Below are 16,545 nucleotides of genomic sequence, written 5' to 3'. Positions count from 1 at the left end.
TTTTACAAAGAAGTGGAGATGAAAATGGCCATCTGGTACAACGAGTTTGGTGTTGACGATTTGAATCGCCGCGGCAATAACACCCTGTCTGAGTTACTGGGCATTCAGTTTACCGAAATTGGCGAGGATTACCTTACTGCCACCATGCCCGTGGATGAGCGTACGCGGCAACCCATCGGCATTCTCCATGGCGGCGCCAATGTGGTGCTGGCAGAAACCGTGGCCAGTACCGCAGCCAATGCCGTGATTGATATCAGGCACTTTTATTGTGTGGGGCTGGAAATCAACGCCAACCACCTTCGTTCGGTGAAGGAAGGGCTGGTCACGGCTGTCGCCTCGCCCGTGCATTTGGGGCGTACAACGCAGGTTTGGCAGATTGCCATTTACAACGAGCAGGGTAAACAAACCTGTATTTCACGAATGACGGCGGCAGTCATTGCCCGCTAAGCTGGTTATGATGAGAAAAAATCTTATCCTCGTGCTGGTGTCCTTTGCCCTGTTCATGGAATCGGTGGACACCACGGTCATTAACACCGCCATTCCAGTGATGGCCAAAAGCCTTAAGGTCTATCCCATCGATTTAAAACTGGCGTTGATCAGCTACCTGCTCAGCCTGGCTATTTTTATTCCCATCAGCGGCTGGATAGCGGATAAATTCGGGGTTAAAAAAGTCTTCATGTGTGCCATTGGCGTGTTCACGTTAAGCTCCATCTGGTGTGGCTTTACCCAAAGCCTGCCGGAATTGATTGTAGCCCGTATTGTGCAGGGACTGGGTGGATCATTGACCATGCCCGTGGGTCGTCTGATCATTATCCGTACCTGCGAGCGCCACGAACTGGTTGCCAAAATGAGTATTGTGGTTATGGTGGCGGCGATAGGAATGATGCTGGGTCCAGTTGTTGGCGGTTTCATCACCAGTCATTTTTCCTGGCGCTGGATATTCTGGGTGAATGCGCCCATCGGTGCGCTGGCGTTAGTCCTTGCCCGGAAATTGCTGCCATCTATGCCGCCAAGGCCGGTGCCCAGTCTCGATAAAATCGGGTTTATCCTGTTTGGCAGTGGACTGGCCACGCTGACCTTTGGCCTGTCCACGCTAAGCGAATCCCACACAAGAAACTCCCATTCGCTGTTGACTCTGGCCGTGGCGGTGCTGCTGCTGTTATTTTACAGTTGGCATTCGCGCAATAAAACACACCCGGTGGTCAAGGTCAGTCTGCTTCGCCTGCGCACCTTTCGGGTTTCCATCACGGGGAATCTTCTTGCACGGCTTGGGTTTGGCGGTATCCCCTTTCTGCTTCCCCTCCTTTTTCAGATTAGCCTTGGATTTTCACCGGAGCTTTCGGGGCTTCTTCTGGCGCCGATAGCCTTAGGGGTTTTACTGGTTAAGCCTTTGTCGCTTGCGATTCTGAGGCTCTTTGGCTACAAGAAACTTTTAATCCTCAACACGGTACTGGTAGCCCTGGGGCTGTTTTCCTTTGCCTTAGTCAATGAAAAGACTTCCCTTTACCTTATTACCACCCTGACTTTCGCCTACGGGTTTTTGATCTCATTGCAATACACCGGCATGAATTCCTTAGCTTATGCCAATCTCGCCCCCGATGACATCAGTGCAGCCACCAGCATCATGAGCACGACCCAGCAGCTCGCACAAAGTTTCGGGGTGGCGGTGGCTGCCGTTCTGGTACGGATTTTTGCAGCCAGTAACAAGGAAGTCATCCTAAGCCTTAAAACCTTTCATGAATCATTTATCGCCTTAGGGATATTAACCTTATGCTCCGTGGCTGTTTTTATTTCATTAAAGAAAGAGGATGGCGATGAATTAATTCATGGTCCTTTGGAAAACGCCAGGGCCAACTAGAAAAATCCAATGACCAGACCGCCGCCAAAGGAGCGTTCCAGGCTGTTTAAAGCGCCATGGAAACGCTGGTTGTAAACCACATCCACCGTCAGATTTTTTGTCACCAGAAAAACCACCCCGGCATCGGCATTCACGCCCCAACCCTGATTGGGCGCTGTGCGACTTTGGGCATAGGCTTCGACATACACGTTAATTTTATCCTGTAATGGCCATCCTGCAAGAATCAGTGGATTCATGCTGAGGTAGCTTTGATTCCCATCCACCGGTTGAGTCACGAATGAAGCAAAACCCACTTGCGCCGCAATCCCTAATCCTGAATCAAAACTGTAATTGTAAATGCCATTCACTGTGTAGCCATTTTTACGGCCGCCAAAATTTTTACCTCCTGAGGGGGGCGAAATAGCCGCCTGCAGCGTAACCAACTGATGATCGTCATAATAGGCAATGCGTTTAGCTCCCAATGTCACAAAACTGTAGCCGACCTGGCGGGGCGTTGATTGCCAGTTGTAAGTCGGGGGTAAAATATCGAACTCGGTATTGCCTCCTAAACCGAACCGCCACTCCATCTGCGGCACATTTTGACTGAAACCATTGGGTGTGACTTGCTGGTAAGTATACCCGGATTCAATGAGTAAAGACCTGGCAGGGACAATGCAGGCGCTTAAAGCTTCGGAAGGCCTGTCGACCAATGACAACAGGCGGTTATCCCCACTGCAAAGCGGCACCTCCTCGGCTTGCAGGGGAAAAATGGTAAAGGCCAGCAGGCAGAGAAACAGTCGGGTTTGAAGAACACCATTCATGCAGCAATCCATTGATGCAATACTAAAATTAAACTTTACCCCGCTCAGTCGTCATTGACAAATCGCCTCTTAATCAAAGCGACAGGCGGCCAGGGTCACACATCGTGTTTGATTCAGCCATTTATGGCTAAGCCATACGCCTAAAAACAAGGGAACGCCAAGGTAGGAAATGACAACCCCTTGCCAATCAACGGCCTGCCCGATAAACGCCTTGTAATTCTGACTGCCGATGATCAACAGGCATAAACCGAAGGCAAACAAAGGTCCGTAAGGATACCCTTTGGCAAGATAAGGCAGCTTCTTTGGATCCCTCCCCTGATGAAGATAGGCTTTTCGGAAGCGGTAATGGCTGGCGGCAATACCCATCCAGGTAATAAATCCTGACAGGCTGCCGGCATTCAGTAACCAGAAATACACCCTGCCGCTACCGTAGAGCGAGGATAAGAAAGCCAGCAAAGCAATGCTGCTGGTCAAAGCCAGGGACCGCAGAGGTACGCCGCGGCGATTGACTTTGGCAAAAGACCTGGGTACATGGCCTTCACTGGCAAGAAACCAGAGCAGACGGCTTGAGACATACAAACCGGAATTGGCTGTGGAAAGAATGGCAATCAACACCACACCGTTCATCAGTAACGCGGCCGAAGCAATGCCTCTTTGCTGAAACACAAACGTGAAGGGGCTCATCAACACATCAGAAACCGTCAATTGTTCGGCTGTATAAGGGACAAGCAGGCTGATAATTAAAATCGATAAAACAAAGAACAATAGAATCCGCCAGAATACCAATCGGACCGCACGAGGTACATTAACCCCTGGATTGTCACTCTCGCCTGCGGCGATCCCTAATAATTCCGTACCCTGAAATGAAAAACCAGCAGCAACAAAGGCACTTAAAACACCGAGCCAGCCATCATGAAACGGCGCGTCGCCAATAGACCAGTATTTAAACCCGGCTGGCTGGTATTCGGTCAGACCGGCAATCATGGCAAAACCCGCAACAATAAACAGAATGATGACTGTGATTTTGATGAACGAAAACCAGTATTCCGCCAAACCGAACGCTTTGGTGGAAATCACATTAAAGCCAATCACCAACACTAAAAAGGTTGCACACCACAACAGCGGCGGGCTGCCAGGAAACCAGAAATTCATCAGCAAGGCGGAGGCTGCAATTTCAGACGCAATGGTGATGGGCCAGCTAAACCAGTAATTCCAGGCCAGCGCATAACCTAAGGAAGGATCAATGAAACGGGAAGCATACACATAAAAGGAACCTGAACTCGGCATGTAGGCGGCAAGCTCCCCCAAACCACTCATCAGGTAATAGACCATAATGCCCATGATCACGTAAGCCAGCAACGTACCGCCTGGACCCGCCAGCGACAAGGCATTGCCACTGGCTAAAAAAATACCGGTACCCAGGGAGCCGCCCAAGGTAATCATGCTTAACGTACGGGCACTCAGCTGACGCTGCAAACCCGGTTGTGATGGCGCATCCTGCATCACTGTCCTTAGTTAGTCATTCAGGAATTCACAAAGCAGGCGTTGGAAATGATGAGTTCCCTGTTCTTTGGTCGGTGAAAAACGGCCGCTATCATAAAAACGTGACCGTATCCCTTTTTGCACAGCCTCCACCACCGCTTCGTCTTCCCGCTCAACGACATCCAGCTCGCCTCCTGCCCCTTTACCCAATTGATTCTCATCAAGCACAAAGGTTAGAAACGAGACTTTCGTTAAATCAGGCGCCATGGGTTTGACCACATTCACTGAGCATCCCCAGGGATAGAAATTAAGCATGGTGTTGGGGAATATCCAGTAATAATAAGCCGCCACCTCCTTGCCATAGTCCTGCGCGTCCTTTGGTAAGTTAAAACTCGCCTCGCCATTGGCGGCCAGCGCCAATTGCAAATTGCAATAACGGTAAAGTTCGGTGGTGTACGTGGTGCAGTCAATGACCTGCCTTAAGCCATGATGGACAAAGGGAATATGCAGGGCTTCAAGGTAATTTTCACAGTACAGGGCCCAATGAGCCTTAACCAGATAATCCCGCGAACGATGGATATCCAGGCGCATGTTTTCCATGGGCAGCCAGAATAAACGCTCGCGAATTTCGGCAAAAACCTCCTTAAACGGCGCCGCAGGGGACAACGAAGCAAATAAAAACGGCTCCAGAGCATCAAAGGGAATAGCAGGCAGGTTATCGCGCTCAGAAGGAAAATTCGCCGTTTGTTCAAATTCCGGCATGTGCAGCATGTCGCCGCAGAGACTGAAGCGGCGGCCATGGTAGGCACATTTGATTTTCTGCATGACGGTACAGGGGGCTTCAACCAGAAGATTACCGCGGTGGGTACAGACATTGCTCAGGCAGTGCAAAGCATCCTGCTCATCGCGCGCAAACAGCAAGGGTTCATCGAGGAAGCCAGGCAGCAGGGTATGGGGCACTAATTGACCGGGAAGCCGTAAAGCCTCCGTACTCAGACAAAATTGCCAGGTTCTCGCAAAAATTTTTTCCTTGCTCTGCTCAAACCAGTCGGTTGAAGTATAAAAGTCCGAAGACAGCGTGGACGCTTTTCTAATATCCGGATCAACATAAAGCGGCTTCATTCAAATATCCTTGTGCAGCACTCCCGCAACAGGCTGGTAAAATTATTGTATTCCCTGCCGGCTGTCAATTGAATTTACGGTAACGGGCGATTGACTGTACTGCCTGAAGAGGTCGGTGAGCACTCGTGCGGAAGGCCCCATGTTCTGGGGATTGTGATGCACCAGATACAGGGGGTAAGTCCGTACATTATCCTGAGGTAATCGCAGGGGTTTAATGGGTAAGTTTCTACCCGCGACCAGCGCTTCAGGCAACCAGGAAAAACCAATGCCATGCGCCACGCACTGAATTTTCATTTCCATGGAACTGACCTTCCAGTGAAATTCCGAGCCTAACCAGCCTTCATTCCTTTTTTTATGCCGTCCCGAATCCTGAACGATGATGTATCGCTCCTCACAAAGTTCCTCAAGGCCTATGTTTTTTTGATGCAGGGGACTGTCAATATGCGCATAGGGAATGGAATTAATTTCCATTAACTTCTCACCCATGTAGCCTTCAGGAATACGAGAGACAATAACCATCTCGGCCTCACCCTGCTCTAATGCTTCGCTGGGTCCGGATAACAACCCCTGATTTAAAATAATACGGGTATGGGTATTCTGACGGCCAAAGGCTTTTAAAACCTGCAATAAGCGATCGGGTGGGAAAATTTCATCCACCGCCAGACGCAATGTTTTTTCATAGCTGGATTTAAACTGGTGAACGCTCTGTTCCAGACTCCTGGCAGCCCTTGTTAATTGCCGCGACAAATTAAGAATATGCAGGCCCTGCTCGGTAAGCACAGCCTTTCGTCCCTGCAAGTCAAACAGGCAAATACCGAGGATGTCTTGTAATTTACCCACGGTGTAACTGATACTTGATTGACTTTTATGCAGTTTTTCCCCGGCCTTTGCAAAGGTTCCTTCGTCCGCCACGGCTTGCAAAACCCGCCACTGTTCCAGAGTAATTTTAGCCATTGCGCCCCTTTAATTAATCAAAAAAACTGATTGTTTTACCCAAAAAATCACGCTTTTTTATTTAAAAAAGGCAATTATAATCGATTTAATCAATAAATAAAGGAGAATAACATGAGCAAAAAATGTTTATCGCTGGCCCTCTGCCTGGCCGCTTCCAGTCTGGCTTTTGCTGCAAAAAATGAACAGGAAATAAATAAAGAGGTCGTGACCCGGTTTTACCAAAAGGCCATTAATGACAAGGATTTTGCCGCCGCAGAAACGTACATGGGCCCCTGGTATATCCAGCACAATCCCCTGGCGAAAGACGGTATCGAGGGCTTCAAGCAATACCTTGAGTACCTGAAAAGCACCTACCCCCAGTCACACAGCGAAATCAAACGGGTCATGGCGGAAGGGGATTATGTCATTCTACATGTCCATTCCATCAAAGAGCCGGGGACTCGCGGCCAGGCCATCATCGACATTTTCAGGCTGGAAAATAATAAAATTGTCGAGCATTGGGACGTTGTGCAAAGCATCCCTGAGAATGCCGCCAACAGCAATGGCATGTTTTAACAATCAAGGCCGTGACCCGGCCTTCATGTCAGACATTGAATCGCAGATTGAGTTCAATGGCTTGAGTGAGCAAGCCTTTAACAGCATGTTCGGCAATGTAAAACGAAGCCTGTCCCGGAGTACCGGGATTGCTGGTAATTACGCTGCCGCTGGCTTTGAAACTGGATGTGCCCAATAAACGGTACTGCAGGATCGCGGTGATTTTATCATTGACCTCGTAAGCGGCGCCAGTCTTAAACTGCCAGGCGAATGCAGTACCATAGAGGGAAGGACTGGTTTGCGTCGCTGGCGCGGTTTCAATCAGGGGCGTGGCCGGATCATCGATATTGATGATGTTATTGGTTTTTACCCGACCCGATTGCAACCAGGCCACACCCACCCCACCATTGAAGAAGGGAGTCCATTGACCATGATGGTTTAAATCATAAGCGATGTTGGTCAGCAGCGAATACACATGAGCCCGCTTGCTTTTGTCGCTGATGGGGTTATTGGCCTGTCGTGCATAGATTGCCCCGGTAAGGGGATTTTGTTCTTGCCAGTCGTAACTGCCTTGATTGTGACGCGTCAGGTTTTGATATAAAAATTCAACATCGGCTCGCCAGGTTTCATTCAAGCGATAACCGAGGGCCGCGTTTAAATCAAAACCATTCGTTAATTCATTACGCCAGTTCACATTCGGCAATGAAAATAAACTGGTGCCTATGGCGGTCGGGCCATACAATACCGTGGTTGAATTGCCGGTAAAACTATCGCTGGTTGAGGAAAACGTACCACCGGCCCCCAGATTAAAATAAACGGCTGCTGGCGCTGCAGCAGCCCAGAGTATACTCACCAGGGCGAGATTGGCTTTTAACATCCTGTTCATGGCGAAATTCCTTTTTTAAAACTTTGTTTCTTAACAGGATTTTTTCTTTAAGTAAAGAGTCAGCTGTTATTCTTGACGTTGAATGCTACCGGCCCCCCTTCATTCAGATCAAGTGCGGTTTCAGATTGGGCATGCGCCATGGATGGCGGCGGCCTGAAAAAACCTGGAGCTCGGTGTTCCACCATTTTGTACAGCGAGCGGCAACCTGCCACCAGAAAAAGGCACAAGAACAGATCCGCCAAATCAGCCTGCGGCGCCTGCCCGTCTTTGCTGCCCATTGTTTTCATCAGCAGGGCAAAAAAAGCGGCGGTGAAAAACAACAACGCCCCGGTTTTATTCATCTCCTGGCGGTAAGGATCGTAAGGATGATTTAAACAGGACTGCAATTCTTTAAAAGCCGCCGTGCCATCATACTCCTGATAACGATCCGCTGGATTGAGCGTATCCAGTTCCCGTTTGAGCTCTTTATCATAAATGACATAAGTCACTTTTTCCCGGGTTAAGGGCGAAGTCCTGTGCCCCTCCTTAAACCAATCCAGCAAAGCGGACAATTCATAGTGATGGGGATAAGCATAAACTGGATGACGCATCGGCTCATGAGTAATAGGGCAGCAAATTGTAGTACGCGCAAGGTCTTTTTTCATGGAATGAATCCCGTTACAGGTGAAAAATACTTTCGTGTTCATCAGGATCGACGCTACTGAGCACCTCTCCCATCCAACAGAGGAAACCGGGTAATTTTCTTAACCCATCGCCAAGACCGTACTGGTGACCGCTCCCGAGGCGAATGCAATAGTCGAGAATACTGCTTGCCAGCATCAACACGAGCAGACTATCCGCGTTTAACGTCCGGCATTCTTTGAATAGACTCAGGGCAGTGACCATCAAAAGGAGAGCATCCGCTGTTAAAAAGGCCTTATAGGCATCCTGCTTCCACGGTTTGTAAGGTGCACCCAGGCGTTCTGTTAATTGCTCAAGATAAGGCTGGCGTTCATACTCGTCATACCGATCGGGTAAATCCATGATATCGAGATCATTTCGAAGCGGTAAATCATAACTGGCAAAAAAAATCGCTTCGCGGTCCTGATAACCATTCCTGTGCCCCGCTTTCAGTCGTTCATTCAGGGCTTTCAACTCATAATGATGGCCATCGGAAGCCAGGACAGGATGGCGAAAGGGTTTACCGGTGAGGGGACAGCGAATGCCATCATTCACACTGCTTTCGACTTTATTTTGCATAGGGACACCAGGTTGACCAAAAGCGCAAAATAGTACCTTGTGATCAATTTGCTGTCAAAGAGAGCATTCATCTAATGGATACAGTCAGCTAATGGATACAGTCAGGTGTATAGCATCAATCAATAACGCTTGTTGTTCACTTTATCCAGGACGTGCGGATTCTCAGAGAGGTCGACATAATCCTTCAAGCCGCGTGGTTTTTTTATATCCAATTTTGCAATGTCCTGATAGAACGCTTCAACTGCCGGATCCCGTTTTCTGAATGTTTCGTGAAACGCTTTAGTCAATGCCGAATCTGATTTTTTGTCCTTCGCTAACGCAATGATTTCAGCGAGCTTCGCCGTACTGGACGTGTTTTTATCCATAATCGCGTTCATTTTTTGCAATCCATCAACATTCGGATGTTTCTCGATAAAATCTTTGATTTTAGCGAGCACTTCCGTACAGGCCTTATGGGTGTCTTTTTCCCTGAGAATTTTGGTGGCATGTTGCGCCACCTCGTGATGGAAATTAGCCAGCTCAAAGACTAACTGAGTACGTTCAGGATGCATGCGGGCGTAATAATTGAGAAAAGGGCCATTCAATTGTTTGGACAACTCAACAAAAGCCGCCTGGGGATCTCTGCCGCTCCGATCCATAGCGGGTAATCCTTTAACAAAGTCCGTGGGCTTATACGGCGTTCCCGTCGCTATGCATTGAAGGACCTGCAGCAAATTAGGAATGATTTGAGCATCGGCACGTCCCGGGGAAAAAGAGCCAGAGGGTGTATTCATGCGAGGGATATTATCCTGTAATGCCTGCAGTGCCTTGCCGTAATTTGTCAATAACTGTTTCGCCTGCTCTTTGGTGATCATGGAGGGCCTTAAACGTTCTCAGTTTAATTATAGACGCTTGGCGCCACCCTGATTGAAATTAAGCCTGTGCTAATTTCCACATGGTTGGCCGCGCAGACGGGCAACCATCAGGACCATGGATGAAGGAGACTTGCGAGTGCAGGCCTAAGTGCATGGGCCTTTAATGGGTGCACATCGGCATGGATAAAGCATGAAATAACCGGCCCCATACCGCGGATAAACAGCACCCTGTGGCGATTTTTTTTTCATTTTCCATTTGCCTTAATATTTCATTAAGGAATAAATAGTACTATTTTTGGACAGAAGTTGTATTTTTAACACAGGACCCGGGATTCATGTTACTAAAAATTATCGCCAATGCGCAAAACAGTAATCTGGTTGAACTTCATATTGATGGGCATTTTGTCCGCTACGCAAAGCTCAGTGAACTATCCTCTCTCAGTGAGGGGGTTAACGCGTTTTTCCTCCAACAGGAATTGGTTAATTTAGACGAACCATCACAAACAATCACTTTAACAGCCCAGTCCGAATATGAGCTGGAGGACATGGATGAATCCCAGGAAGAGCACTTAAAAAACCTGCTGGAAACAGGGCACGGTAAACGTAAAGTAAAATTTCCCCAGCATTTGGCAACCTCTGCTCAAGACAACCCAGTGTTTTTTTCCTATCGTAACCTTAGCCAGTTTCAAAACTATTGGCAAAACCAATCCCTCGATAAAAAAACCATGCTTTACCAGGTATTGTCTGCCGATATTATCGAAACACCTTATGTTGATGATCCCAGAGATTATATCGAGCGTCAGAATGTGATCGCTTACCATACTAACCATGGCACGTGTCATGGCATCCGTCAGGATAAATTATCCGTTGCCTACTTACAGCTTATTAAGAAGCAAGGCAATGCTGTCACTCTGCAAACGGCCAATTCACTGACAAGCGAAGAAGAAGCCTGTCTGCAACTGGCTGCCTTCTTATTCCGCTCAGGACGAACGAATGAATTAGGCTGGAAGGATGACGCGACTTACGGCCAACGCTCAGCCGTCATTTTCAAGCAGGTCGCTATTGATTTGGGGTTTAATACAGCGATTGTTGACTTAATCACCCTTTGTTTTGATTACCATAGCAAAAACGAACACATTAATCCTTTGCCGGATCATATCATGCAACAGACCCGCAATAAGCTTGATTTGTTCACGAGCATTTTAAAATTAAGCCATGAAAGCGATTTAATCCGGGTCAATATGGATGGCTATGCCCAACAACGCGAACCCATTGTTGGGGAACTCAACAAAGTGCTGGATCAGAAAAACGACATCGGAAACCTGGCCGACAGCCTGTTGTTGTACGCAGGCCAATTGTGTGCCGAAACCGGTGCGCCCATCACTGACGGCAGTTTACGTGAACGGGTCACTCAATCCTTCAGCGAATTAAAAACCTCACGAAGAGGCATGATGCTGTCCATGACCGGGAACCAGGTCCTGGCGGCTAAATCGGCCAATGAATTACGCGACACGTATTACCGTCTGCTTGAAATCCATCCTGCTGTTTTCCCAGGCTTTACGTCTGCCACAGCCTTATGGATAGAATCGGACGAGCATACTTATTCAACAGAAGAGAGCGCTTCCTCCCTGAAAAAAGAAAAGGAATCAAAGCCCGACGAGGTAACCCCCTTTCAACGCAGCACAACTGGTAAATTTTTAATCTGGGGTCACTCCGACACTAAAAAAATTCTGACGAAGGACAGCTGGACCCCTCAAAGCATTCAGGCCATTCCTACCAGAGCCTGCATTGAAGAAGAACACCAGTTGTCGGAAACCCATGTCAGCATTTACCATGCCACCACCAAAGCCAGTTATGCTCTGGACCTGTTTTGCCGTGAATTGAAAAAGCTGTCCGAGGGAGCCAATCATGTCGCCTGGTTAAGGGATTTCCACTCAAAACCACGCGGTAAGATGTACACGGAAATTGAAGAAGTTAAAAGCAAAATGAGTGATGGACGCTCGGTCGACAACAGTGAGAACATCAGTTGGAATCTGTTATCCTGCAGCCCAAGCCTGTGGCAAAACGCCGATTTCGCTTCTGAAGAGTCCACCGTGGATTATTTCTACAACAACAGTTCGGTCATTCGCCTGGATTTTAAAACAATCATTCATGATTTATTGGATAAGGTCCAATTACTGGTAGGTCACGACCATTTGCGTAAACAATTGGTGGATGACTTTTATGAGTTGGTCAATGATCCAACTTTTGGCAGCCAGGGGGTTATTTATCAGTTCATGATTCCTCATCATCTGGTGGATGAGATAGCCTACATTTCCAAAGAAAACGGCATCTACGACCCGAGCAATCCCAGCGCATTAGACACTTTGATTAAATTGAAAACACCTGAGCAGGAAGCGCCCAATCATCATAGACTGCAGGTTCGCCTGCTGGTGTCCAAGGTGATTAATCCCGACATTGCAAAACTCATTCAGGTCCATAACCATGTCAATATGCAGACAGAACTCCACGATACACTGAAAAACAGAGTAGCGGCAATGGCAAAAATGGCTTACACAGGTCCTACCGAGGGCGTTAAGAAAACCGTTGAGCTTAAAGATGAAAAAGCGTCTTATTCGTTTAATGTCTTAAGCACACTGACCCGCGTTCAGATTCCCTTAACGCCGGTTAATCCTAAAAAGAAAGTGGACGTATCGGATGAGTGGTTTTTTGATTTCTTTACCCCGACTGAAAGCGAGGCCACCACGGATAACCCTCACTCCACGTCAGAATCAGAGAGTGAGATGACCGCTCAATCCACTGGGTATCCTGATTAACAAAGACAGGCAATTGGACAAACACATGCACACTCTGCGCATATAATGTAAAATTGCCTTTTCCTTTTCTGGGGCCTTAATATTATGCTGACAATTCAGACTCGCCGCTTGACTACGGAAATTTTTGAGCTACGCGTGAATGATCACTTTACACGTTATCTTTCTCAACAGGAGATGGATGACCTGCAGGGGAAGGTTCGCCAGTTTGCCTCCGATGTCGGTTTGTTCAGGCCCTTTATTCCAATCCAGGTTGAGCCTGTCTTACTGGATTTGTCCCGTGATGACGAGGCCCGTCTGCTTAACATTCTGCTCTATCAACAAAAGAAGCACATTGATTTTCCAGAGGAACTGACTTTATCCAAAGAAAAAAAATACCCGGTGATCGTTAGTTACAGCGATCTTTCAAAATTCAAATTCTATTGGGAAGATCAAAATGCTCCTGCGTCTTTGTTATGGCAACAGTTATCGCAGGAACTGATTGAACACCCTTACCTGGATGACCCTCAAAATTATGAGGTGCGTTACAACAGCATTGCCTTTCACATCAATCACGGCACCGCCTCTGGATTACGCACCATGATCCTGGTGCAAAGTGGGTTGGCATTGCTAAAACAATGGGGACGCGATGAAGTACAGACCCTCGCCAAAAACCTCGGCACAAAAGAACAGAGTTGCCTTCAGTTAGCCGGCTTTTTATTGCGAAGCGGGCGAACCAATGAGTTAAGCTGGGACGATGATCCCACCTATAGTCCACGGTCCGCTTACGTTTTCACCACCATTGCCCATGAGTTGGGCTATGACCCTGAATTAATTAAGGACATCGCCGATTGTTTTGATTTTGACAAAGAGCTGACGTCAGACGATAAATCCCCCCAACGCTGGCATAGAAAAACCCTCTACCAAACTTTGCTTAAGCTGGCTCACCAAGCCGAGTTGGTCCGCTGCAAACCTAAATTGGAAAGCCTCTCCACAAAAATCAACGTCCTCTTTAATGATATTCTGCTTTCAACTTGCTCCATTAGTGGCCTGACTGGGCAATTTTTACTTTTCGCTGCGGTTTTATGTAAAAACACCGGTTCTCCCGTATTGCCCAAAGAGTTAAGGGAAGAACTGAACATGGATTTTTTTGCTAATCTTGTTCTTGCCGTCAGTTGTGCAAACAACGCGGGGACCACTTTGAAAAACTTAACTGTCCTGGGAAGGGAGTTTGTATCTCATCTTGACTGCCGATCCATTACAGCCGCCACCACCCATCCCCGCACCCTTCACCTGTCCCTGGGTATTGAAAACACCCATGAGAAAGACGAAATCCTGCCGGAAAAAGACACGATTGAGTCAAACCAAGTAATTTACCGTTTTGACAATACTTTTTTCTCATCCCCAGGGAAAGACCAGCAGGATAAAAAGGAGCCACCGAGTTTAAAAAACTACGGGATGGTTTAACCATTCATCAACCGGGAAACCGTACGATTTCGCGGGACTCGCGACCTCGTGCCTGATCGGGTCCTGGTCAGGCTTGATCATCACATAGGCCGGATGGTAGGTCGTGCTCTCGCTGATGGTTTGATTGCGCTTGGCCGCCACGCAGTTTTCAACCTGAAAACCGATGGACTCCAGGTTTTTTTTCGATAACAGCAGGGACGTCAGTCCCGTTGCAATCACGGCTCCCCCCTCGGCCAACATCGCTAAATAATCACAGGCATTGGTGTAGGCCGTGTCGTAGGAAACCACTTGATTGTTTAAGGGGCCTCCGCAGGAAATGATTAAATCCACACCGCCTTTGACGCGTTGCTCGTCAAACCGGGCTTGACGTAACTCATCCTCAAATCCCTTATCATTCAGGCTGGTCCTAAAATCCTGGAGGGTACCATGGAAAACCAACACCTGAGGATAGGTTTTGAGTAATGCTTCGGCGGCCTCGCATTGAGACAGATCCGGTTCAATTAAAATATAGTGAAGCTCGATGCCCATGCGCTGGGCTTCACGCAATAATTTATCAGCGAGCCTTCCTTTGCCGCCGCCCACATCAAGCACCAGGGCTGCTGATAAAGCTTTATGGGTCATGTGATTGCAAAAAGCATCGACCGTGACCGCATCAATTCCCCCCGGTGCACTATAAGGCGTAGTGTATTTATCCAGCCCCCATTCCTTGCCCCAGAAGGAACTGGGATGCGGTTTCGCTCGCAGACGGTAATAACGCTTCAGTTTTTCTTCAATCTGCTGAATGGGCAGTTGAAGACGCAGGGCACGGAATGCGTCATTCAATTCGTGTTTATTTTTGGCAATGTAATGGGTTTTCTGCACCTTTTTATCATCGAGGTATTCCACCGTGAAGAGGGTTAAACGCTGATTGTGGGTAAATTTGCTTTGTGATTGTTTAATGGCCAGTACGTCACGCCCGCGGTGATCTTTAATCGCGTAGGCGCTGATATCGAGGGAAATGCTGTATTCACAAAAACGGTCTTCGCCAAACTGCGTCTTAAAGGACTTGAATTGCTCATGACTTAAAGGGATAACGAAAGAAAATAACCCGCGTGCCTCCTCGATGGTTTTGGCCGAGAGGGGCTCCATGCCGCAAAGCACTTTGTTATTAAAGCTAAGCTCCCCTAAAGCATGTATCCCTTCCACTATTTTCGCAGCATCGATCATCCCGCACCCCTAAATAGTTTGAGCTATAGTTAGTTATAACGAGGAAGAATAAGAAAGTATAGACCAAGGAATTCCCATGAGAAAAAGCCTGTTATTGCTTTTGGCAGTGACATTCCCCTGTTTCTCACTGACCTCTCTGCAGTTTCTTAAAGAAAGAACCACGCCGGCGGAAGAACCGGTGTTGAGCGAAGTCATTTCCATTATCAACAATCAACCGCCGATCAATGGGCACACCCTGCAAAGCATTCATGCGCTCCTGCGTCAGCAAAGCCCACACCTCAGTGAAGCCGTCATTAACAAAGTGCTGACGACCTTAAAATGCCTGGATACCTATCACATTGAACACAACCCGGTGTTAACGATCATTGACTATTCTTTGCCTTCCAGCGAAAAACGGCTCTGGGTTTTTGATTTAAGCACCAATCAATTGCTGTTTCATACTTACGTTTCCCATGGCATCCGCTCCGGTACGCTGTTGACACAATACTTTTCCAACCAGTACGACAGCAAAGCCAGCAGTATTGGGGTTTATAAAACCGAACAGGCTTATTACGGGCGCGAAGGGTTGTCATTACGCCTTGCGGGACTTGATCAGGGTTTTAATGACAATGCCATTGGCCGTTACTTAGTCATGCACAGCGGCTGGTATGTCGACGAGAATTTCATCAAAAAATACGGCCGAGCAGGCCGCAGTTGGGGGTGCCCGGCTTTGCCCATGCAATTAGCGAAACCCATCATTGATACCATTAAGGACAATTCCCTTATGGTGATTTATTACCCCAGCGACAATTGGTTTCTCAAATCCAAATTTTTAAATTGCGACAATTTCTCACCCGTGCGCCGCAGCGCCATTCAGACGGTTGAAGAAAACCTGTTGCCGCCGAAGCATGAAACGCGCGATGGAATTCTTTTTTTAGACCTCAATAAAAACAATCAACGGGAAGAAAATGAACCGATTGTAGTGATTACTGCCGATAATTACCTGCGATTTTTTCATCGCCCGCCGCCGCTGGATCGCATGCTGAGAAGACAAATTGATAAAATTGAATACATTGCCTTAAGCCAGGATGAATTCATTACTCTGCTCGGCAACACACAGGAGCCTTTATCTGATTTCAGCCACTTTTATTTCGTCATTCCCGAGGTAAAACGCCTGCGCGGCTATTACATCACCGAAATGAAACTGATGAATCTCGGAAAGATTAAAGCCATTAGCAAACGAGACGACAACGGGGAAAACCCGGGCACGGACGATTACCTGATTTCTTTTGATAGCCGCCCCACGGCGACTCTGAAAACCACCGCCCATTTTATACGCTGGCTGGGATTGTAGACAGGCCATTGAGGCCTG

15 protein-coding genes are annotated in these 16,545 nt (G+C 47.8%); 6 read left to right on the top strand and 9 right to left on the bottom strand.

Annotated elements, in window-relative coordinates:
• The first annotated feature begins 24 nt into the window (after nucleotides 1–24).
• Together Lrub_RS09685 and Lrub_RS09680 are read left to right on the top strand one after the other, a co-directional pair.
• The gene (locus tag Lrub_RS09685; protein ID WP_058532272.1) at nucleotides 25–447 is read left to right on the top strand and encodes a hotdog fold thioesterase; all 423 of its coding nucleotides are present in this window, start codon (nucleotides 25–27) and stop codon (nucleotides 445–447) included.
• 10 nt (nucleotides 448–457) lie between these two features.
• Nucleotides 458–1,858 carry a DHA2 family efflux MFS transporter permease subunit gene (locus Lrub_RS09680; protein ID WP_058532271.1) on the top strand — a complete coding sequence of 467 codons (1,401 nt, stop codon included), beginning with the start codon at nucleotides 458–460 and terminating at the stop codon, nucleotides 1,856–1,858.
• Here the strand turns inward: Lrub_RS09680 and Lrub_RS09675 are convergent.
• The 4 genes from Lrub_RS09675 to Lrub_RS09660 form a co-directional block, all read right to left on the bottom strand.
• Nucleotides 1,855–2,658, bottom strand: coding sequence for a transporter family protein (locus Lrub_RS09675; RefSeq protein ID WP_058531906.1), 804 nt, complete (start codon nucleotides 2,656–2,658; stop codon nucleotides 1,855–1,857). The genes Lrub_RS09680 and Lrub_RS09675 overlap by 4 nt on opposite strands.
• A gap of 69 nt (nucleotides 2,659–2,727) precedes the next feature.
• Nucleotides 2,728–4,161 carry an amino acid permease gene (locus tag Lrub_RS09670; RefSeq protein WP_058531905.1) on the bottom strand — a complete coding sequence of 478 codons (1,434 nt, stop codon included), beginning with the start codon at nucleotides 4,159–4,161 and terminating at the stop codon, nucleotides 2,728–2,730.
• Between the two features lie 12 nt (nucleotides 4,162–4,173).
• Nucleotides 4,174–5,262 carry an SRPBCC family protein gene (locus Lrub_RS09665; RefSeq protein WP_058531904.1) on the bottom strand — a complete coding sequence of 363 codons (1,089 nt, stop codon included), beginning with the start codon at nucleotides 5,260–5,262 and terminating at the stop codon, nucleotides 4,174–4,176.
• 42 nt (nucleotides 5,263–5,304) lie between these two features.
• On the bottom strand, nucleotides 5,305–6,216 hold the full coding sequence (locus Lrub_RS09660; protein WP_058531903.1) for a LysR family transcriptional regulator: 912 nt from the start codon (nucleotides 6,214–6,216) through the stop codon (nucleotides 5,305–5,307).
• A gap of 111 nt (nucleotides 6,217–6,327) precedes the next feature.
• Here Lrub_RS09660 and Lrub_RS09655 point away from each other — a divergent pair, with 111 nt between their 5' ends.
• Nucleotides 6,328–6,771, top strand: a complete 444-nt coding sequence (locus Lrub_RS09655; protein ID WP_058531902.1) for a nuclear transport factor 2 family protein — start codon at nucleotides 6,328–6,330, stop codon at nucleotides 6,769–6,771.
• Nucleotides 6,772–6,799: 28 nt separating this feature from the next.
• On the opposite strand, the gene Lrub_RS09650 is transcribed toward Lrub_RS09655, so the two are convergent.
• The 4 genes from Lrub_RS09650 to Lrub_RS09635 all read right to left on the bottom strand — a co-directional run bounded on the left by Lrub_RS09650 (nucleotide 6,800) and on the right by Lrub_RS09635 (nucleotide 9,729).
• Nucleotides 6,800–7,636, bottom strand: coding sequence for an outer membrane protein (locus tag Lrub_RS09650; RefSeq protein WP_237760793.1), 837 nt, complete (start codon nucleotides 7,634–7,636; stop codon nucleotides 6,800–6,802).
• 59 nt (nucleotides 7,637–7,695) lie between these two features.
• Nucleotides 7,696–8,226: an RING finger protein gene (locus Lrub_RS09645; protein WP_058531901.1), complete on the bottom strand. Its 531-nt coding sequence runs from the start codon at nucleotides 8,224–8,226 to the stop codon at nucleotides 7,696–7,698.
• A gap of 67 nt (nucleotides 8,227–8,293) precedes the next feature.
• Entirely contained in the window at nucleotides 8,294–8,875 is a 582-nt protein-coding gene (locus Lrub_RS09640; protein ID WP_058531900.1) for an RING finger protein, read from the bottom strand.
• A 119-nt stretch (nucleotides 8,876–8,994) separates the two neighbouring features.
• Nucleotides 8,995–9,729: a hypothetical protein gene (locus Lrub_RS09635; RefSeq protein WP_058531899.1), complete on the bottom strand. Its 735-nt coding sequence runs from the start codon at nucleotides 9,727–9,729 to the stop codon at nucleotides 8,995–8,997.
• Between the two features lie 335 nt (nucleotides 9,730–10,064).
• On the opposite strand from Lrub_RS09635, the gene Lrub_RS09630 reads away from it, so the two are divergent.
• Both Lrub_RS09630 and Lrub_RS09625 read left to right on the top strand, forming a co-directional pair.
• On the top strand, nucleotides 10,065–12,545 hold the full coding sequence (locus Lrub_RS09630) for a SidE phosphodiesterase domain-containing protein (protein WP_058531898.1): 2,481 nt from the start codon (nucleotides 10,065–10,067) through the stop codon (nucleotides 12,543–12,545).
• An 84-nt stretch (nucleotides 12,546–12,629) separates the two neighbouring features.
• Nucleotides 12,630–13,988 carry a SidE phosphodiesterase domain-containing protein gene (locus tag Lrub_RS09625; protein WP_058531897.1) on the top strand — a complete coding sequence of 453 codons (1,359 nt, stop codon included), beginning with the start codon at nucleotides 12,630–12,632 and terminating at the stop codon, nucleotides 13,986–13,988.
• On the opposite strand, the gene Lrub_RS09620 is transcribed toward Lrub_RS09625, so the two are convergent.
• Nucleotides 13,965–15,194: a class I SAM-dependent methyltransferase gene (locus tag Lrub_RS09620; protein WP_058531896.1), complete on the bottom strand. Its 1,230-nt coding sequence runs from the start codon at nucleotides 15,192–15,194 to the stop codon at nucleotides 13,965–13,967. The two genes, Lrub_RS09625 and Lrub_RS09620, sit on opposite strands and share 24 nt — an antisense overlap.
• A 76-nt stretch (nucleotides 15,195–15,270) precedes the next feature.
• Between Lrub_RS09620 and Lrub_RS09615 the strand changes: the two genes are divergently transcribed.
• Entirely contained in the window at nucleotides 15,271–16,527 is a 1,257-nt protein-coding gene (locus Lrub_RS09615) for a murein L,D-transpeptidase catalytic domain family protein (RefSeq protein WP_058531895.1), read from the top strand.
• Nucleotides 16,528–16,545 lie beyond the last annotated feature (18 nt).

This window comes from Legionella rubrilucens (assembly GCF_001468125.1).
Lineage (GTDB): Bacteria > Pseudomonadota > Gammaproteobacteria > Legionellales > Legionellaceae > Legionella_C > Legionella_C rubrilucens.
This window is presented reverse-complemented; position numbering and strand designations above follow the sequence as displayed.